This is a genomic window from Legionella anisa (genome assembly GCF_001467525.1).
Taxonomy (GTDB): Bacteria; Pseudomonadota; Gammaproteobacteria; order Legionellales; family Legionellaceae; genus Legionella; species Legionella anisa.
This window is the reverse complement of record NZ_LNXS01000054.1, coordinates 183579-203386: the sequence shown is the minus strand read 5'-3', so window position 1 is coordinate 203386 and position 19808 is coordinate 183579. Positions and strand designations below refer to the sequence as shown.

Genomic DNA, 19808 nt, shown 5'->3' with positions numbered 1-19808 from the left:
TGAGCGAGTTGTAACAGAGCTTATTGTATCGAACAAATTTCTTGGTTTTTTGGTTCAAGTTCTGCTTCTTGTGCCTTTTTATGCTCTGCTTGTATGCTCTGTTTCAGCTCAGCCAATGCGGTTATGAGGTTACTTTTTCTTGCTTGCTTTGATACCTCAGGCATCAAGTTGTTATATGCATTATCTGCACTTAAGTTATTACAGACAATAAACGTGTCGCCTCTTTTTTGAATTTGGATTCCAGGAGTGTTTGGGCCACTATTGATAGCCAAAGTCGTATCATTGACTTTATACATTCCGTACTTGCTGTTAAGTGGAACTCCTTGTCTCAGAGGAAGCTCAGCAAACCACGTTTTAAAAGGTTCATAGGTTGTTAAGGCGACGTGCGTGCCAGTACTTTGTGAAAAGGCTATATTACTTTCTTCAAATGAGAAAAGCCGAATCTTATTATAAAAAGCATGTGCTTTTTGCAATTCATCTTTCATTTTACTTGATGCATCGATTAAAGAAAGCTGCGGTTCAAGAAAATTGCCGAGTACATTGAGACAATCTTCAGGTAATTTTCCAAAAAAACTATCACGTGACGTTCTGCTGACTTGGGCAAGAAGAGGTGCAAATTTCTTTATTTCTGGTTTAAATAAAAATCCATTTTTTTTAAGTTCATCCATAAACTCCAAAAATTTAGGATGATTTGCAGCTTCAGTTTTTGATTTGTCCCATTCATAGCCATAGGCTGCCCTTAGCTCATAAGAATATTGATTAACTAGGGTTGTAAATTGTTTATTTACTTTAATGGACAAGTGGTCAGGAAAAGCTTTCTCAAAATGTTCAATGAGTAAATTTGCATAGAAATTATTTTGATAGCCATGCCGTCCTGAATTGTTTTCTGCGAGTTTTTTAATATATTCTTCTTTCCAGGCAGAATAACTGATATGAGTTTCTAAATTGCTTTGCATGACATACTCCCGCGAATAAATATTAGGTGCGCCAGATTAGAATTGGCAGGTATGTCAAAGAATATTGTACCAAGATTAAGGTATAATTAAGAAAACATAGTAAATGTTGCAATGAACGTTTTATTGAGCGATTAAAACCTATTGGATGCAACTAGTACGGGAATATCGGTGATCTATGGATCATGGTGGCAAGGCCTGGTTGCTTGTAACTGAATTTTCTACACATCCCTGCCGGGCCCTATTCCGACATCCCGCACGGTGTAGGCATAGATGTGATAAAGAGACAGCAGCCAAGCTACAGGCCAAGAAAAGTGTTACATGCCGCTGACTTCCAGATCAAAATCAATATTACCGCGGGTAGCATGGCTATAGGGACAAACTTTTTCATGTGTTTCTTGCGCTAAAGCACGTGCCTCAGCAGTCGGTAGGGTCGGGATATTAACGTTCATTTTGACCGCAAGACCAAAGCCGCCGCCTTCACGGTGTCCAATAGTGACGTGGCAGGTTACAGTTGTTCCTGTAACATTTTTTTTGTGCTGACTGGCTACAAATTCCAATGCTCCACCAAAACATGCTGCATAACCTGCAGCAAAAAGATGTTCGGGGGTTGTCGTGTTAGGTAGACCTGGGCCTCCCATCGCTTTAGGAACAGAAAAGTTTGCGCTGACAGAATGATCCGTAGTTTCTGAATGGCCGTTTCGTCCTCCTGTGTTAATAGCCGTTGCAGTGACTAAAGGTTTTATGGTGTTTGCTGACATGTTACTCTCCTTGTTCCTAAGTGATTTTGGGTTTGATTATTATGATTTGTGAATTTTTTCAATCATATAGATATCGTTTTTGTGTGAAAAAGAAGTGTCTAACTTAGCATATTATTGATGCAGAACATCCTATTTTATTGAAATTTTTTTTCAATAACGCAAATCGGCACTGCAGTGCTCTTAAGGACAAGCAAAAAATAGATCCTGGCCGCAAGCAGCCACACACAGCTAACATCAAAAATCTCAGCTTGAAATTACGTATGAGTGTACTATTATAAACATATTGGTTAATAATTTTTCATTATGTTTGTATTATGCCAAAGTATAAAACCAGCGATGGTGATGAAGGATATGATTCCTCGTATGAAGATGATAAAGGTGAACGTTTTTCTCCTAAGAAAAACTTAGGGCAGGGATTTTAGCTAAAGCCAGGAAGTTTAAATCGGATACTCCATTTAAAGAAGAGGTTAATGCTGCAAGAAAAGTGGTTGTCTTATCTCCTGTTAATAATGAGGCCTGGGATGAAGAAGAGGTTTCACGGAAAATTAGATTTTTTACTCGAGTTTACCCAGATAAATATACTAATTATTTTCAGGATAAAAAAAGAGCTATTGTTCCTTATATAAAAGGAAAATCTCTTGACGATGATAAAGTAAGTGAATTATTTCAAAACCCCCAAGAGCGAATTCCATTATTTAAAACTATAGCAGAAAAGATCAAATCAGCAAATGAAAAGGGTCTTGTAATAATAGACATCCATGCAGGTAATATTTTATACGATTTTAAAGGGAAAACATGTTTCCTTATTGATGGGGGGCTATCTCATCTGATAGGTGAACCTATTTTAAAGGGACAACTGGAAACACAAATGCATATTGATGGTCTAAGAGAAATGTACCCACAATTTGCTCCAGAATGTTTTTCTCTTGCCGGACGTCCGCCGGCTCTAGCACAGCCCAAAATGGATGTCTACGCTTTTGGGGTAATGATGAAAACATTAATTAGGAAAGAGCATCTGGATGATAATATGAGTAATCTTATTGCTCAATGTACAGATGAAAATCCTGATGTTAGGCCCACTATTCAAGAAGTGATAGAGAATCTTGAACAATTAGAAAGCCGTCTTGTTAATGCAATATAAGAGATACTCAAAGTTATGTGTTACCTTGCTGAAATCTTTGGCATATAAGTTAAGTCTCCAGAATTTACTTTTCAACACAGTAAAGCGCTGTTTGCAGCTGCATAAAGATTTGCATATAGGCTACCCTCTTTTTTTACAGAACTAGGCGTTATACTGTAGTCTCGGCGGTGTTAAACGCTCACGTGACAAGACTAGATCGCTGGTCCTTACTTCATCAAGGCGTTTAACGGCAGTCAAATCAACACTTACCAATCGCCATTGTCGCGAGGTATTGCAATCCACCTCGCGAATAGCTCGGGTACAGGATCCGCGTAATAATGCAAAATTAAAACCAAGATCAGCATTTGAGGCAGTAAATGGATACCAAGAGTCATTGGCCTGTCTATTGTGGGGATTATAAAATGTTAAAATTCGAGGTAAGTGCTCCTCATTAAACTCGGGGCATGGGTAAAATGACCGATCGTCCCTGCAATATTCTTGTGCCACATGAGCGGGGACATCTCGCTGGGCCTTACCCACATCCATCCATCCCGCCTTAATTGCATCCCAATTTTTAGCCTTGAACCACGCGTCATAGCCATCAACATATCGCTGTAAAGCATCTTTTAGTGGTGTGAAATCAAAATGAGCAGAGTGATGGGTTACACCATGCTGCTGATACACTAAACCTTTTTTTTGGCCTGTTTCTGGATCAGTGACCTCCATGTTATCAATGCGTGCAAGTATTTCCACTTTCGTTTCTTCATTCATGTGCTGTTCTAACATACGGCACATGTGTGTATCTTTCGCCCAATAGGCATATTCATAAGCTGTGCAGTTAAAGGTTCGACCGGAATAATCAGTAAAAACACCCGGGGTTCTTATTAATGTTTGAGCATTTTCGGGTATTGTGATTAATAAAGCTTCGGCCTCTTTTTGTTTACCTTTCGCAATATAGTGCAAAAATTGATGCATGTGAAAGTTAGGATGAAGTTTGCATGTTTCTTTGACCGTCTCAGGTAACGCCTCAAATTGCTCGTCGTTAATGCGTGCAAGTAGTACTTCGGGTTCAATATCTACAGCACCAGCAACGCATTCGTTTTTGTGAGATATTTCTACTGGATGTATCACAAAATCAGCACGAATGCTCTCAAAATACTCTGGACTAGCTGACGCGGCTACAGGGTCTATGATTTCTGCAAAATCCACACAAATCGATCCTTGGTGAGTAACAAACTTGGCAATTGCTCCTGTGGCTTCCTTATCTAAAATCATAAAATCATCCATATGAGGATTTTCTTTAGTTGCTGTTACGGCCCGGTAGGTACGTTCAAATTTCTGTTTAATGGATGTCATATCTTCTTCGTTTAAAGAACGAGAGAGTCCAAACTCAGCGGCATGTATATTGCAAAAAGCACAAAGCTGTCTTTCTACATCATCACCGCTACTTAATGCAGTAAAAACAATCTGAACTAAGTCATTACTTAAAGCAGGGGAACTATCCAGTGTCGTACCAAAATTTTGTGTACTAATACCTTTCGCTTTGCAATAAACAGTAAGATTTGCTAGAAAAAATTGGGTCAGTATCGATAAGCGCTCGGTTTTCTCGTCAACAGATGTTGTTGGAATACTATAAAAGGGCGGTGTTGGAATACTTTGCCATAGCTCCGGTGCACAAGCACCTAATAAAGCATCAATATAATTTTGTTGTGTTGTATTCTCTCTAAAACCCATGAGGGAATCGAGAGCTTCTTTGGAGGCGGAAGTTCCATCAGAATGCTTCGTAAAATCAACGAATAAACCAAACAGCGTGAAACATTGCTCCTCTAAAACTCGTTGAATGTCTTCAAAGCCAGACGATGCGGATAAATTATTTAATACCGATTTTATTAATACAGAACGTGGGTCACTTACAGCAATTGTACTATTAGGAAAGATATCGTGCATCGCTTGATACAAGGGGGATAAAGGGAGTCCTTCGGCATCGTTGCGTCGTTCAATATGAAATGCAGGGTTAACCACTTTAGATTGATTGTCCTGTTCACGAGGTCGCAATTGGATACTGTATAAATTAGAGGGTTTTTTCAGAAATGCAGTGATTGCATCCGCATATCTGTATTGCATCGCTTGAACTGCTTTAATATACGCTTCTATTTGCACGAACCGCTTTTCTTTGTTTACTCGCTGTGGATTACTTTCATCCAATAATGCAATATCTAGTGCCAATGCGCTTCTATAGGCATTTAATTCTTGGATTGCACCGCCATTAAAGAACGTTCTTAATGCCGCAGTAGCTTTACACGTATTATCTGTAGAGATTTCTTGACCGCCTACAATCGGTACCATCAAATGAATCTGATGAGTCTCGGGATTAATATAGATATATCGAGGAGATACTGGCTCTCTCAATACTATGCGCATCTTAATTTTACCTTTAATTTAAGAGCCTATCCGAAAAATGCCATTTTCTTTGAAGCTCAATTTGCGGGCTCTATGCTATAAATATTACCATATAATGATGCGATGCATAATTAATAATAATATGTGGCGTAGCATTCTGAAGACTGGAACTGAGAATTCTCTTCGTTTCACTCGGTGCTTTGATACCCCATTTTTGCGTAGCCCTCATAAATGTATCTTAATTTAGGCAAATTAAAGTAAGAACTGAAATTTTATCGCCAAGCTTATTTAAGGGGAAATTTACTGGAAAAATCTTTGCAAAGACTTCTCAGACCCAATGGGATGGAAAAAGTGATGTAACTGTGAATATTGAATTTACCCTAGAAACTTACTCTGATAAGTAATCATTTCCCTTTTTTCAGCGAATTCACAACTCTTAGATTTGAGCTATTTCTGCAGAAGAGAATAGCTCAGGCCTCTCTCAAGCTTATTCAAAATAGCTTTAGCTCTACTAAATAGATGACCAGAGAATAAAGTACACTAATTACCAAAAATATGATTAATAAAGTCGTTAAAGTCGATTTAATATTAATGGACGCTTCAGGTTTTAGGAAAAAGGAATATGCCCCGAGGAAACCGCAAGTGGCACCGAGCAGCGCACCACCTATTACATCAGTTAACCAATGAACCTGCAGGACTAAGCGAGCCATTGATTCGATTACAACTATAAGGCATGCAATGATTATCCAAAACCAACGGGATGATATTTGTGGAATAATGAGCGCAGACAGAAAGGTAACATAAGCTGAGCATATAGTTACATGCCTACTCGGGAACGCATAGCTTGGTAGTGTGCTCGTTGCTATCTCGGGTCTGGGATAGGCTATAGCATTTTTTAGGACGTGCGCGAGCAGAGCCGCAATTAAAACGACACCAATTAAATGTAAAGCAAGCCACTGTTCCTTTTTTCCAAAAAGCATAACACTGGTAATGACAAAAGTTGGAATAACAATATATCTATCACCGAATAAAGAGAAAAAAATGCTCATCCAATAAAAATAATCATTTTGTAAGTTTTTGATTAATAAATATAAGTCCATGTTAATTGATAAATAGGAGCTTTGAAGAAAAAGTGATCTTATGAGTAGAAAAAATAAAACAACGCATACCAAGGCACTGATTAATAAATAGAGCTTATTATTTTTTATTTTATCTAATTCCATTTTTTTTCCTAAAGGAGCCACGCATTTTGTAATTTCCTATTGATTTAATATCCAGAGACATTTTTATCAGTACGAAAGTATAATTTTTATCTATTTTTTTTCCTTCTTTTAGAAATTATAGCTAAAGAAACTCCTTAAAAAATCTAAGTGATATAAAATTCTTTAAATTGATAATTAATTTAAATTGCCGTTCCGAGAATTTTTAATAAGACCAGTCTGGGTTGCTTGCTTGGAAATGGGGATTGTTCATAGCATTCAGAGAGTGGCCAAACTGGTACTAAGCAAATATTTGTATTAGTCTTAAAGTAGAGCGTTCTTTTATCTAAGGAATAGATATGACGATGCAAAATTTAGGGCAATTTTATAATGGATTGAGTAATCGCCTGGCTAATAAAAACTATATTGAAGTGAGACCGGTACCCCCTTTAGATTTGGGATTTTTAAAGCAAACAATGGGTGGTTTAATCCCTAAGGTAGTCGGCTTAACAAACTCAATCAATTCTACGGACTCTCCAACAACTACTTTTCAATATGCTACCCCATGGTTTAAAAAATTGCTTGGCACTGGGGGCGCTGGAGCATTGGTGTATATTTATTGGCAACCCACTGCTACAACTGTTGATGAAATAATGAACTTGGGTAGTGGAATGTTGGGTTATGGCCAGGTTGTTGCTGGTGTTTATGATCTTTTTAGCAATCAATATTGGATGTCTGATCATATGAATTGGCCCCAAGAAATTTTTCACTAGGTTTAGGTCGGGCCTTGGGTCAGGGAAATGTAGTAGATTTTAAAGAGTTAAGTAAGCACATGTGAAATCAGCAAGATAGCCCGTTCGCAAGCAAACGGACTGTATTTTCCATTTAGATGAAAGTACTTAAGGCTTTTGCCAAATGGGTGCTCCAGTATGTCTGTTAAGACAGGTAATGTAAGTTTTTGTCCCTTTACGGTCTTTAGAAAAAATAAAAACATAATCACCTGCAATTTGCCATGATAATATTTTGGCATGGAAGGGGACATTCCATAAACGCACCCCGGCATAAGTGTAGGCAGTGACGTGATCCTCACTATCAAAAGTTGAAATAACCATCACCGAATCAGGGGTGAGCTTCATTCGCTCTTGTTGGAAATCATAATCTTCTATCGGAGCAGCCGATACTTGAGTGATTAGAGCGGTGGAAAATAACAAGCCAAGCAACACCATGCGAAACAATTTCATATTAAAAACCTCTTGGATGTAAATGAAGATATACCCTCTACGGTCAACTTCCCACAGGGCGGATAGGACAATTCGATTCAATTCGATATCGTAAGAATCCCAGCGGACAATACAATTATTCTGTATTTTTGTAAACAGCTTGAGATTGCTGATAATTCAATTACTTGCAAAAAGAATGGGCGGATAAATTTGAAACGCTTTAGTAGAATACCCGGAGCCAGCATTTGAGCTGATTGACGTTTGTAGCAATTTATAATAGCGTATTCGAGTTGCATGATGTAAGGGAGCAGATAGTTATGGATAATGATGCATTCACTTAAAACACTCTTTATTCGTTTTTCATTACCATGTGTATGTTCAGCATGGATTATGGGTTATGAAGGTCTTTCTAAGCTCGAGTCCGTAGCGATTCAATACTTCAATCACTTAACTTCTGATGACGTCTATGCTAATGCATTTATGTGCGTGATAACTGGATAACTTATTTATTCAACTAGGACTCTACATGATTAAAAGACCAATGATAAAAAAGATATGGAGTGTTATTTTTCTTGTTTTCATCCATCAAGCTGTTTTTGCAGCTCCTGGACGTTTTTTTACAATTATGGGTAACGGAGCTCCTGTTGATGTCAATGTTACCTTGTGCCTTAATGCGAAAGGACCAGTCAGTTGTCAAGATTATAATATTTCCGCTGCTAATTTAAGTTTGCTGACTACTGTGCCAAATCATACCTATCCCTTTGCAGGAATTAAGATTAACTCTCCTTTTTATTCAATAGCTGCAGGGTGCACTCAGTTAAGTAATGGATTTTGCATGTTTTCAGTGAGCAACACTGCACCTGCAATGATCCAGATACAAGTTCCTGATTACATTATTATAGGTGCAGGTACCGCGGGTGCAGTTTTAGCTAAAAAGCTCAGTGACGACTTTAACACTTCAGTAGTTGCTTTGCATAACGGACCTAATCTGAATCAAGATCCCCTTATTAATCTCTCAAAAAATTCCATGATCACAGTATTATTAGGATTAATTGGACCTCCACTTTATGCGCTCACTGACACGCTTCCGCAACAATTCGATAAGAATCGGATGTTAAATTGGGTGTATGCATTACCGCTGGGTGGCGCATCATCGATCAATGCAGGGGCTTGGGTTCGTGGGACCAATCAAGCTTATTCCCAATGGGAAGCACTAGCAGGACCAAACTGGTCTGTGGCAAATATTCAGAATACCTATGTTGAATTAGAAAGGTATATGGGACTGACAACGAATCCTGCTGCCCGAGGATTTAGCGGACCACTCCCGGTTAGGCAAGAAACCGCTCCTACGCAAGTATCACTTAAATTGTCACAAGCAATCATGAATGCGACTCATGTGGGTTTTGTTCAGGATTATAATGATCCCAATACACCAATAGGGGCTTCTCCTCAATTGCAATACACACAAATGGGGCCCGATGGTACTTTTCGAGCAAGTAGTGCGATTGTTTTTTTAAACAATAATGTAATGGATCAGAATGGCAATGGAGTTAATGGGCGCAAATTACGCGTACTCTTTAATGCGACTGCGGATAATGTGATTTGGAGTGGTAACAAAGCAGTAGGTGTGAATTATTTCCAAAATGGTACCCTCAAAAAACTTTATGCTGCCAAAGGGATCATTGTAAGTGCCGGGATTAAGAGCAGTGCGTTTTTAATGCGCTCAGGAGTGGGGGCTGCGCCTCTATTACAAGCACTCAACATCCCCGTGGTCTACAACAACCCGAATGTAGGTCAGGGATTGGCTGATCAGCCTCATGTCATACTGATTTATACGTCTAATCCCTATGATACCCCTTCATCGCTGGTGCTGCAGATTGCAGGCAATATTATTTCTGCTTTAGCAAATACTCCTATTGGTCAGCAATTGATTAAATATATCGGTACTCAGGTGAATGCGCCAAATGGTTTATTTTCGCAAATTGCAATGTTGCCGAACCCAAATGGAGCAAATCCTGGGGTACGTGCTGTGCGCTGGGCCTCAATCAATCCGATTCCAGGCATCACTGTCGTCTTATTGGATTTGGTACAACCAGCGAGTACTGGTTTTATTATGATTAAAAGCAGTAATCCTTTTGTCGAACCCAATATGGACTTGGGCGAGTTTAAAAATCAATCGGATCTAACGCTTTATATCAATACACTTCAAAACTACGTTAAGAATATCAATGCCCAATTACAAGTGATTGATCCGAGCTATCAGATGATTTTCCCTGACCCCTCGGTGTTAGACGATGTGTCGCAACTCACTGATTTTATAAAGCAAGAAGTGGGAAGTAATATGGTGTTCCAAAGTCATTGCCGTATGGCACCCTTAAATCAAGGGGGTGTTGTTGACGGTACAGGACATGTATATGGAGTGCAAAATCTTATTGTGGCGGATGCATCCATTGCCCCTGTTCCAATGGATGGTACTCCTATGGCCACAGCATATTTGGTTGCAGCAAAGATAGCAGGTATTTTGCAGGGACAATAAGATTGGCGGTCACAAGCGTGCAATCGTAGGTCGGGCCTTGGCCCGACAGGTTCCCCCTGAATTACACTAACTAAGCTTCGATTGGCTTTGGGGATCTACAATTTCCTCTTCCCTAAGTTCCCCCAATGCTTTTTTTTGTTCAACAAAATTCGCTCTAAGTGTTTGTAGCTCATTTTGAGTTGACTCTAAGGAGACATCGGTTTCTTTCACCATCTCCGCTTCGTACTTTTTAAAGAAACTTTTCACCCAATCAATAAAACCTAGCTCGAATAAGCCAGGGCGATTATTTTCAATAGTTTTAATATGATTTTGTAAATATTCCAGCGTCTTTGCAGGCTCCCTTAAACTAGCTGTTTTAACAATGATGAGCATATTTTCAGCAGCACCTTTACGAGCCTCATAGGTTTTTAACCATCTTGGATCTTTATCAGGACGTTTTTTATCTAAAAAGTCTAAATAGGATTCAATTTTTTGCTGCAAATTGAGTAAAGACACTTCATCAGGTAACTCTGATAAAGTTTCTTTTGCTGAAATTTGATCCCGCCCGTTAGTAATTCTTTTTAAAAGGCCCAGTATATGGTTCTCCAGCATCTGGCTATCTTTAAACTTTTCCGGTTGAGTGATCAAAATCGAAAGCTGGTCCATTGTCTCCAGTTTACGGGTGTAGGCTCCTCTTCTTGATTTTTCTATCGCTGATAAACTCTCTTGTCTTGACGTAATATTTTTGTCTAATTCATTTTTTTGAGCAGCGAAGTCTTCGCTGGGAAGAGTGTCAATTTTTTTATTCAGTTCTTCCAAATCGTTTCTTAGATCCCGTACTTCCGCTTTTAAAGTCTTACTCTCACGATCTAAAGCTTCTATATAAGCTTCTATTCTATCGAGATAATCACTAATTAGTTTTCCCTTTTCACGTATTTGATCAACATTTTCTTTTATTAAATGGTTCACAGCATAAGCAAATACCCGCTGGAATGACCTTTCTTTATCAATCAAAATTAACATTTCCTTATCCATGTCTAACATAGTTTTTTTTACGACTTCCTTGGCTGCATCTTTTTTTGGATCTTCAGGCCTTGCAATTGCTTCAGCAACTTTATCCCTTACCATTTGGCGAATTTCTTCGGGTAATTTGGCTTGATTACCTTGTTGCTTCACTAACCATGCTTCATAGCTTAATAGCGTTGTGGCGGCAGACATCATTTGAGTCGAATAATATTGCTGTTGCAAACCATCTGGCGAAGATTGGATTCCGTGCTGAATCTTTACTATGTCATCCAAAGTAATGTCCGTTTCTGCAAGTAAACTTGCCATTAAAGGAGTAACATCGTCAGCACCTAGGACCTTTCCATCATTTAAAGGTCTATATTTGTCATAGACTAATTTGCCTAAATTTAGGACAGATGAGTAATCTCCCTTTCTTAAGGCATCAATACATTTTTGTGGCGTATCTTGTGGTATATCTGATTTGGACAACATATCTGATTTCCAAAAAAGTACTTGGTTTAATTATAGAGCATTCTAGCAAGCGTAGGGCTGGGTCGTTTGACCTGAGGTATCGTCACTTTTTTTGAGCAGTTCACTGGTCTTTTAAGAGTATATTGGTTCTATATCGTGTCATTCCCGCTTGCGCACACTACTGTCCGGTAAAAGGAAAAAGAATAGTTGCACGTCCTTGATAAAACACCAAGAATGGTGTCCTAAATCCCTATTTAGATCAAAGATGTACTGTGAAAGATAGCGTTTTTCAAGAACCATTAAAATCTAATTTTTTTGTAGACTCCTCGGCATTCATTTAGGATGAATGCGGAAGAGCCTACAAAAAAAATTTAGGGACATTACCTATTGCAGGAGAGCAAAATTTTTACCGGACAGTAGTGCGCTTGCGCGGGGATGATCTAAATTTATCTCAAAGTGTATTATTGCAATTAATATTGATTATTAAAAGCTCTTGTGTATAAAAAAGGTGACACACCTCGGGTTGTTTGACCCAACAATTTAAAGTTATTGTCAGGAAAAATTAAAAAACTAGACAAGGATAATTTCAAAGAAAATAAAAAGCTGCAATGCTATGACGAAATGCAAATAACCCCAACTTACGCTTGCTAGCTCGAAGCGGTACGTAATGTAGAATTTAGTCGTATAATCCCCAGTTCACCAGTGCTTTTCCGGCCTATAGTTAAATCAATTTTAAGTAATTGTATTACATTGCCACTTTCAAATTGATAGTTAATTTTTAAAGGAAGAGTGAGTGTCCATTTGTTATCTCTAGATTCAATGAGTTGAGGTACCCCATCTATTTGACTTGTTGCACTGAGTTTTTTGGTCCTAAACGTTTTAATGTTGCCTGATTTTTCAAAGGCATTTATAAATGTATCCCATCCTTGTTTCGTATAGCATGATTGCAATTTTTTCAATTGTTCATCTATGGATTGAGAATCAAAATTAAACGATTTAATTGCAGCATGCTCAGCCCAAGCTAAGATAATGTCTTGATTAATGTTTTTAATTTCAACAGGAGTTTTATAATCACAATCGATAAGGGCTGCTTTTTTTTGTTGTTCCGCTGTGGATTGTTGCGTATTGTGTAACACGTGTTCATTAGACTGTGTCACTGGAGACTTGCTGGGTGTTACTGTATTGGTGTTAACTGGATCCTTAAGCGTAGCAATAATTCGCGTAACTCCAAACTCGCCTGTAAGTTCACGTCCCATAGTTAAATTAACATTTAGAAATTGAGTTACTTTGACTTGTTTGTTTTGATAAACAACTTGTAAGGGCAACTCGATGCTCCATTGATTATTTCTAGTTCTAATCAATTTTATTTGACCATCCACCTTACTGCTCATCATAAAATCTTGTGATTTAATTGCTTCAATGTTACCTGATGTTTCTAAAGCACTCTTAAAATTCGCCCAACCTTTTGCAGTATAACAAGACTGCAATTTCTGTAACTGAGTCTCTAGAGATGCGGCATTAAAATCAAAAGATTGTGTTGCGGCATATTCTGCCCATTTTATCACCAGGTCTTCATTAATCTCTGTTATCTCGCTAGGAATTTTGTAATTACAATTAATTGTCTCTGGTCTCACTTCAGATCTTCTGTTAAATGTAATTTTCGGAACTTGAGAGGGTTGCGAAATTTCAACATGTTGAACTAATTGTATTTTTTTATTCTGTTGCTGACTGAGTGAATTTAGCGTGTTAAGCACGTTTATTTTATCTAACTTGGGTAATGTGGCATAAAAACTAACTGTGCTCTTTTCTTTAAAATAGGATAATAATTTAGGCAATTTATTAGCAAAAATATCTGATTTAATAGCAAGAAACTGATTTTTAGTCCATTCAAACCCGGGTTCTTCAATTTCATTTTTATAATAAGAAGTTAACTGTGCTATTAGAGTTTTTATTGCTTTCTCATGTTCTAGGGCAGCTTGATACTTTTGTTCTTCAATAAGGTGTTGGAGCTGTCGTGTAATATCATACTCTAATTTGAGACACAATTCGGGATGACTTAGGATTCTATCCGTCTCAGAAAAGGATTTTTTTGAAGAAATGAATAAAGAAGTTAGAAACGAAGTAACTAATTTTTTCAGATTCTCCGTGCTATTTATTTGCTGGGTCACACTCAAGGAAACACCTGCCAGCGCCTCTCTTATTTCTGTTGCTTTCTGGGATATCGGAGCAGAACGTGGTGTTGCGACTATTTGGACTATTCCGAGTTTAAATGCGTTCCTCCAGCTGATAATCATGTAAACATTAAGAAAATGTGTTATTTCTTCTTGATCGTTTTTATAAAAAACTTTAATGGGCACAATTATTTTCCATTGATTTTCCTGAGCATCAATAAGTTGAACTGTTCCATCCAGTATGCTGCTCACCATTAGATTTTGGTTTTTTATTGAATTAATATTTCCTGAATCCTGTAATGCATTAATGAAGCCAGTCCATCCATTTTTGGTATAGCATATTCTTAAATTCTTCAGCTGAGTGTCAAAGGACGGCAAATCAAAATTAAAAGAATGGAGTACAGCATATTTTGCCCAATTCACAATTAAGGCATTATCAATTTTTTGATCAGGTGAAATCCTATAATCACAATTGATTTCGATTGATCGCTGCTTTTTTGTTGTAGTGTTTGACTTTTGATGAGTTGTCTCTGCGTGTTGTACCCCTTTATAGGATTGAGCACGCGTAGATATTTTTTCAGAAATAGTATCTGGGGTTTGTACAGCATATACTTGAATACAGATTAAATTAAATAATGCTCCGCAAACTATATGTTTTTTCATGAGATAACATTCCTTATTAATATCTAGCGTTGCTAACATCCTTTGTTTTAATTCGTTCTGTTTATTTAGTGTATAAAATAGTGCGGGAATTTCAACACTGAGTAGCTTATTTAAAACAACCAATCGAGTTCGTAAGGAGCAAAAAAGACGCTACATCGACATTCAAGTTCAGTTAGTATAGTTGATTCTGAAAAAAATACTTGCACCTATCATCCTGTTGTCAACATACCACAAGAAATGCCTGTGACTGTTTTTCTTAAAAGAGGTAAATCTTTTCTTTTCATGGCCTCAATCTGAATGAGATTCAAAGGATGAATCATGGTTGATCTTAATTGAATACTTTCCCCAAGCCAGGGCTGATGAAAACAAAAATCGGTCTCACCTGTTATTTGATAGAAGAAGAGGATGGTTGACTCGAGTTCTGATTGAAAAGGCTTGAGGTATTCATTGGATCCAGTCAATTCGTACAAATATTGTTCCCAGATAGGGAGGTAAACTTTAGAAAGGGTTACACCTAATTGTTTGACAAAGGAAGCAAAAAGAGCATTTTCCTTATAGAGAACCTTAAGTCTATTTTTTCCAAGGTCATTTAACTCTAACCATGTGGAACCAATCCCCCACCAAGTAGGGAAAAGAAGCCGCGTTTGTGTCCAGCATAGGATCCAGGGGATGGCCCGAAGTTTTCTTTGATCAGGACCTGATTTTCGTTTGGTCGGACGAGAGCCAATCTTCAGCTCTTTCAAAAAATGGTAGGGCGAAGCTTGTTCAATGATGGACCAAAACCATTCGCTTTGGATAAGCGCTTTATATTTCTGACTGACCTTTGTAGAAAATAATAACAGTTCTTCAGGATAGCTATTATCAGTGTTTTTATCTTTTTGTGAGTAGATATCAAGGAATTTGTCAATCTGACTTTTGAGTATGGAGCTCGAACTAAAGAGTCTTGCGACCATTTCTCCTTGAATAGTCACTTTATAATTATCCATCATTTCCTTGGACCAGGAAGCGGTTTGCTCTTTGATATCCCCGCCTCCTCGTTCGATACTGCCGCCCGATCCATGAAAAAAAATAGGCCGAAGGTTCTTATTTTCCAGTACAGACTGAATACTTCTTAAGCTTTTCGCAATCATGAGTCGGGAAGGTAATACACCATTTTCTTTAGACGAGTCGGAATAACCCAGCATGACTTCATAGTTTCCATCCCACTGTTTAAGATGCTTTTGTCTAATATCTTCAGTGATTGAATGATTTAAAATGTTATCAGCACTGGTGAGAGCAAGTTGATTTTCAAACAAAGGTACAACAGGTAGGGCATAACTTCTAAAAATTTGTTTCACCAGATTAATTCCATTTTTTATGTCCTCAGCTGATTCAACCATGCTGAGGATAAAACCTCGTATGTAATTTTTGGGATCAGTCCCATGAGTTATAGAATAGACGTGTTCAAGCATTTTGGTAATTGTTGTTTTTTTTGTGCTTGTTAAACTCTCTTTGACAACGGCTGAATCTTCTCTGAGTTCTATAGGTATGACCAGAGCAGGATAGAGTTGAAAAATGCTGGAAATAATGGAGAATTGTTCGGGCTCGAAATTTAAAAACTTTAAGGTTTCTGCCTGTACAGCAGTTAATTCCTTTTTGAATGCAGATACTTTCTCGTGATCCCTTGGTTGTATTTTTCTATGTTCATTCGCCTTTTTAATAAACTGATTGATCTGATTTACCAAGATTTTGTTTTCATTTAATGCGGTTGAGAGCTTCACAATTTCGAGTACTTCTTTTAGGTATTTCTGAATGCAGGCAATAAAAAAAGATCGAGAAAGCTCGAGACTTTTAACCATGATTTTTTCATTTACGCCTGAGTGTCCATCTTTATCACCTCCTACCCAAGTACGTAATTGAATGGGAACGCCTTTGGTTAAAAGGGAATGATAAAGTTTGATATTGAGTGGATTGAGTGCGTATTGATAGATGTAGTGAGCTTCGTCTTCTACGCTTGGTTTTTTATGATAGGAAATATTTATCTGAAGTGCGATTTTAAGCATTTGATCAAGATGAGAATCATTCATCAGATAGGGGGATTTTAGAATCTCGACAAGAGCGTCGCGAATTGCTTTAAATAGCATTAAAAACTCATTTGTGCGCGCTTCTGTTGGATGCGCTGTTAAGACATAGTGAATACCCTGAGGCCTGTCAGAATAGACCTTTTCTTCTCTTTGGTTGATACGAAAAATACGGTAGGCACTTTCACAGGCATTAATGAGTTCCATGATGAGAGAAAACCCATGAGCAATTTGATAAAGCTGATTTCTATCAAGCTTGGAAAGCTCAGTTTGAAGACTGAGAAGTGCTTTTCTAAGTGCAAACGGTTCACTCCCAATCGTATCTTCCATGGATAGCCGGATTTGCTCAATTCGTTCATATGTTTCTTTTCCATAAACTTCTGCAATAGCTTTTCCTAAACGAGTAAGGGCCCAGGAAACCATACGGCTGAGTTCTCTTGGCAGATGAGATACATTTTGTTTCATCGAAAACTCCAATTTCTAAGAGGGAGAAAGTCCGTTATTTAGTACATCCCCATACGACGTTCTTCAACTGACTCTCAAACGATGCTGATGCAATGATATCGCTTTAAAAAAATACAATTAACGAAGCATAATATCGCTCGTAAAAATATCAAGCGGTAAAGCAAGGGTACAACACGCATTGGGTATGTCTACAATTCCACTGATGCGTCCTTCGATAGGAGCTGCACTTAATAAAAGATATGCTTGTTCTCCACTGAGGCCCATTTTTGTTTTTAAATATTCAATTGCATTCAAGCAAGCTTGCTTATACGCAATAGTAGCATCTAAATAATGTTGTTTTCCTTGTTCATCAACTGATATTCCCTCAAATATTAAGTAGCGAGAATAATGTGGTTCTAACGAAGGGGTATAAAACAGTGGATTTTTAAGTGAATATTTTTTGCATCCTTGAGGGATAAGATCTACTTTTAAGACGATCCATCCTGCCATTTCAATTCCTCCGCAAAAACTAATTTCACCATCTCCTTGAGAAAAATGAATATCACCTACCGAAAGATGGGCATCTTCTATAAATACTGGAAAGAAAATACGCGACCCTTTTGTTAAATTTTTAATATCACAATTTCCACCATTTTCTCGCGGAGGAATAGTTCGAGCTGCATGATGAACAATTTTTTCATAATTATTATGTGTACACGTTCCTAATAATGCTCCTTTTTTCTGTGGCAATTCAGCATAAGGAGGAATCCGTGTAGGATCTTTCATTTTAAGTGCTTCTTCACGTTGATTCCATTGAGCTAGAAGTTCGTGAGAAGGGGCACAGCCAATTAGGCCGGGATGAAGTATACCAGGGAAGCGAACACCTGGAATATGTCGAGAAGAGGTAAATGTACCTTCAAAATCCCAAATAGCTTTTGCAGCATTGGGAAAATGGTCGGTTAAAAAACCACCTCCATTTTTATGAGCAAAAATTCCAGTAAACCCCCATTCCGCTCCTTCAAGTGCACCTATGTCGAGAATTTCTACTACTAAAATGTCACCAGGCCGTGCTCCTTGAACTGCGATAGGACCACTTAAATAATGTACCTGGGTTAAATCAACATATTTAATGTCATCCGCATTATCATTATTTTTTATTTGTCCTCCTGTCCAATCAAGACATTCTACACGAAAAATATCTCCTGGTTTTACGGTTGCTACGGCAGGAATATCAGGATGCCATCGATTGTGAAGCGGATAGGGTTGCTCATGGGGTTTTTTATTGAGATCTACTTTAATAAGCGTTTGTGGCATGCCCTTCTCCTTTTTATTTACTGTCCTTTCTAGCGAAATGTAAACAGACCTAATAACAAAAAAATAATACCATAGGAAATATGGCTAAACAGCCAGCAAATATAAAAACTCACTTTAATGAATGAATCTATCAATACTCAGCCATATCTATTGTCTCGCTTAATTTTTATAAATTTAATATCTGGAGATGTTTCATTTAGTACTATAATTAGAGCGAAACGCATTAGGATGGAGACTAATATGTTGGCAGTACGTATGCATGAGTATAATAAGCCCTTGGTTCTTGAAGAAGTTCCTGTTCCTGATATCAAACCTGATGAAATCCTTGTAAAAGTTTCAGCAGCCGGTATGTGTCGAACTGATGTGCAATTACTTGATGGTTATTTTCAAAAATATGCAAATCTCCCTTTACCACTCACGCCAGGCCATGAGATAGCAGGTGTTGTGCAAAAAATAGGCAGCTTAGTCCCCGGTTCTGCTGGGTTTGAGAAAGGTGATCAGGTAGTTGTTGTTGGTGGTTGGGGTGATGAGATTTGTCGTCACTGCCATGAAGGCAATACGCAAATTTGTAGTCATGGACAGTGGCCAGGGTTTGGTCCTTATGGTGGTTATTCGGAATTTGTTCCTGTTCCTGCGAGATATCTAATCAAGGTGGATAAAAATCTCAAGGCCGAAGAACTTGCTCCTCTAACTGACGCAGGTTTAACTCCCTATTGAGGCATTAAAAAACTTCGTGATGCCGGAGTTTTGGGACCAAATCGAGTACTTGGAGTACTAGGTGTTGGTGGACTTGGTACTTATGCTGTGCAATATGCAAAGCTCTTGGGTGCTGGAGCGACAGTGGTTGCTTTTGCGCGTCATCCCGACAAACTTACGGTTGCCAAGAAATATGGAGCGGATCATGTGATTAGCACCAAAGGTAAATCAATCGATGATATTCGAGATGAGTTAAAAAAAGCGACTGGCCAAGGTGAACTGGATGCCATAATTGACTGTGTAGGTGCCGAAGAAATGATCCCTATGGGATTTGGACTCTTATCGATTGGGGGACACTATGCCTCAGTTGGCCTGGTAGGAGACAAGATTAATATTCCACTCTTTCCTTTTGTATCTCGTGAATATACTTATCATGGCTCATTCTGGGGTAATTACAATGATCTCAGCGAAATAATAGCGCTTGCATCACAAGGTCGAATCCAACATACGCTTAAACTAATTAAGCTTGAGCAAATTAACGAACACCTCAATCTACTCAGGGCAGGTGAAATTATTGGCCGTGTTGTCATTAAGTTTTGAACATTAAAAAGAATGTGGAGTTTATTGATTTTACTGGCTTAAAATTAGCATGCGAAGCAACTATCTTGAAAGCTGATTTCGAGACAGTTGCTTCATCTCGTAAACAAAGTAACGAATTAAAATAATGACACTATATAAACAATTTGATCATTATAATCCTGATTAATTGTTTAAAAAAGTGACGATATCTCGGGCTCCGACCTTCGCAATGACAGT

General features: G+C 38.1%; 14 protein-coding genes. 5 read left to right on the top strand and 9 right to left on the bottom strand.

Features of this window, described 5'->3' with window-relative positions:
* Window positions 1-20: 20 nt before the first annotated feature.
* Both Lani_RS17355 and Lani_RS17350 read right to left on the bottom strand, forming a co-directional pair.
* Window positions 21-956 carry a hypothetical protein gene (locus Lani_RS17355; protein ID WP_019234109.1) on the bottom strand — a complete coding sequence of 312 codons (936 nt, stop codon included), beginning with the start codon at window positions 954-956 and terminating at the stop codon, window positions 21-23.
* 314 nt (window positions 957-1270) lie between these two features.
* Complete coding sequence (locus Lani_RS17350) at window positions 1271-1714, bottom strand: organic hydroperoxide resistance protein (protein ID WP_019234110.1); 444 nt, start codon at window positions 1712-1714, stop codon at window positions 1271-1273.
* Between the two features lie 484 nt (window positions 1715-2198).
* On the opposite strand from Lani_RS17350, the gene Lani_RS17345 reads away from it, so the two are divergent.
* On the top strand, window positions 2199-2855 hold the full coding sequence (locus Lani_RS17345; protein WP_019234112.1) for a protein kinase family protein: 657 nt from the start codon (window positions 2199-2201) through the stop codon (window positions 2853-2855).
* 141 nt (window positions 2856-2996) lie between these two features.
* Here Lani_RS17345 and Lani_RS17340 read toward each other — a convergent pair whose 3' ends face one another.
* Window positions 2997-5255, bottom strand: a complete 2259-nt coding sequence (locus Lani_RS17340) for a hypothetical protein (RefSeq protein ID WP_019234113.1) — start codon at window positions 5253-5255, stop codon at window positions 2997-2999.
* Between the two features lie 470 nt (window positions 5256-5725).
* Window positions 5726-6457, bottom strand: a complete 732-nt coding sequence (locus tag Lani_RS17335; RefSeq protein WP_127908215.1) for a phosphatase PAP2 family protein — start codon at window positions 6455-6457, stop codon at window positions 5726-5728.
* A gap of 335 nt (window positions 6458-6792) precedes the next feature.
* Between Lani_RS17335 and Lani_RS17330 the strand changes: the two genes are divergently transcribed.
* Window positions 6793-7206 carry a hypothetical protein gene (locus tag Lani_RS17330; RefSeq protein ID WP_019234115.1) on the top strand — a complete coding sequence of 138 codons (414 nt, stop codon included), beginning with the start codon at window positions 6793-6795 and terminating at the stop codon, window positions 7204-7206.
* 126 nt (window positions 7207-7332) lie between these two features.
* Here Lani_RS17330 and Lani_RS17325 read toward each other — a convergent pair whose 3' ends face one another.
* Window positions 7333-7674 (bottom strand): hypothetical protein, encoded by a 342-nt coding sequence (locus Lani_RS17325; protein WP_019234116.1) that lies wholly within the window; start codon window positions 7672-7674, stop codon window positions 7333-7335.
* Window positions 7675-8179: 505 nt separating this feature from the next.
* On the opposite strand from Lani_RS17325, the gene Lani_RS17320 reads away from it, so the two are divergent.
* Window positions 8180-10189 carry a GMC family oxidoreductase gene (locus tag Lani_RS17320; RefSeq protein WP_019234117.1) on the top strand — a complete coding sequence of 670 codons (2010 nt, stop codon included), beginning with the start codon at window positions 8180-8182 and terminating at the stop codon, window positions 10187-10189.
* Between the two features lie 66 nt (window positions 10190-10255).
* On the opposite strand, the gene Lani_RS17315 is transcribed toward Lani_RS17320, so the two are convergent.
* From Lani_RS17315 to fmdA, 4 genes are all read right to left on the bottom strand, one after another.
* A complete protein-coding gene (locus Lani_RS17315) occupies window positions 10256-11665 on the bottom strand; it encodes a coiled-coil domain-containing protein (protein WP_019234118.1) in 1410 nt (469 codons plus the stop codon).
* 626 nt (window positions 11666-12291) lie between these two features.
* Window positions 12292-14478 carry a DotI/IcmL family type IV secretion protein gene (locus Lani_RS17310; RefSeq protein WP_019234119.1) on the bottom strand — a complete coding sequence of 729 codons (2187 nt, stop codon included), beginning with the start codon at window positions 14476-14478 and terminating at the stop codon, window positions 12292-12294.
* A 209-nt stretch (window positions 14479-14687) separates the two neighbouring features.
* Window positions 14688-17003 (bottom strand): phosphoenolpyruvate carboxylase, encoded by a 2316-nt coding sequence (locus Lani_RS17305; protein WP_019234120.1) that lies wholly within the window; start codon window positions 17001-17003, stop codon window positions 14688-14690.
* 117 nt (window positions 17004-17120) lie between these two features.
* Window positions 17121-18296: a formamidase gene (fmdA, locus tag Lani_RS17300; RefSeq protein WP_019234121.1), complete on the bottom strand. Its 1176-nt coding sequence runs from the start codon at window positions 18294-18296 to the stop codon at window positions 17121-17123.
* A gap of 240 nt (window positions 18297-18536) precedes the next feature.
* Here fmdA and Lani_RS20680 point away from each other — a divergent pair, with 240 nt between their 5' ends.
* Entirely contained in the window at window positions 18537-19013 is a 477-nt protein-coding gene (locus tag Lani_RS20680; protein WP_019234122.1) for an alcohol dehydrogenase catalytic domain-containing protein, read from the top strand.
* A 30-nt stretch (window positions 19014-19043) separates the two neighbouring features.
* On the top strand, window positions 19044-19592 hold the full coding sequence (locus Lani_RS20675; RefSeq protein WP_019234123.1) for a zinc-binding dehydrogenase: 549 nt from the start codon (window positions 19044-19046) through the stop codon (window positions 19590-19592).
* The last annotated feature ends 216 nt before the right edge of the window (window positions 19593-19808 follow it).